General features: G+C 66.8%; 1 protein-coding gene. It reads right to left on the reverse strand.

All coding sequences use genetic code 11. From position 1 onward, the window contains the following. On the reverse strand, positions 1-1,125 hold a 1,125-nt coding region (locus MKK60_RS14705; protein WP_243986800.1), incomplete at both ends, for an ATP-binding protein.

The raw sequence follows: 1,125 nt of genomic DNA on the forward strand, positions 1-1,125 counted from the left end.
CGACCAGCCGTCCATCTCGGGCATCATCACGTCGAGTAGGATGGCACGCGGCTTGAGCGACTTGGCGAGGTCGAGCCCGGTGCGCCCGTCCCCCGCAGTGCGGACGGCGAAGCGTTGGCGTTCGAGGAACCGGGTCATCAGCTCGCGTTGGTTGGCCTCGTCATCGATGACCAGCACGAGGTCGCCCACCGTCATCTGGTTCTCGGGAACCGCCGGTGCCGCCTCAACGGTGCCCTCTGGCGCCACAGCTGGGACGCGCAGGGTGAAGCTCGTTCCTTGGCCCTCGACGCTGTCGACCGTGATGTCGCCACCGAGAAGCTGGGCGAAAGCGCGGCTCAGTGCGAGCCCGAGACCGGTCCCGCCATAGTTGCGCGTGGTGCTCTCGTCGGCCTGAGTAAACCGCTCGAACAGGCGCCCGACCTGCTCGGGATTCATACCGATGCCGGTGTCCCGCACCGTGAACCGGAGCCAGTCGCCATCCACGTCGACCTCACGGGCGGCACTCAACGTGATGGTGCCGCCCTCGGTGAACTTGGCCGCGTTCGAGAGCAGGTTGAACACGCACTGGCGCAGCTTGGTCGCGTCCGTGCGCGCCCGGCCCACGTCATCGGCCACGTCCAACACGAGGACGTTACCCTTCTTGGCGACCAGCGCCTCCACGGTGCCGGCGGCGTCTGTGACGAAGGCGGCAACGTCGATGTCCTCGGGGTACAGTTCCATTTTCTCGGCCTCGACCTTCGACAGGTCGAGCACGTCGTTGATCAGCCCGAGGAGGTGCTGGGCGTTCGATTTGATCTTGCCGAGATCCTTGAGGAGGCTGTCCTGGCCGAGCTCCTCGGCCTCCTCCTCCAGCATCTCGGAGTAGCCGATCACGGCCGACAGCGGCGTCCGGAGCTCGTGGCTCATGTTTGCCAGGAACCGGCTCTTCGCCCGGCTGTGCTCCTCGGCAGCGTCGCGGGCTTCCTCCAGCGCCGCCTCGTATGCCTCTCGCTCGGTGATGGCGGCGTGTACGCCGACCCACTCGCGGATCGTTCCGTCCGGATTGCGCACCGGCTGTCCCTTGACCGCGAACAGGCGGTACTCGCCATCCCGGTTCCGAACGCGGTGCTTGAGCTCGTAGCCCCT

Origin of the sequence: Methylobacterium sp. J-092, from assembly GCF_022829325.1 — a bacterium.
Classification (GTDB): Bacteria; Pseudomonadota; Alphaproteobacteria; order Rhizobiales; family Beijerinckiaceae; genus Methylobacterium.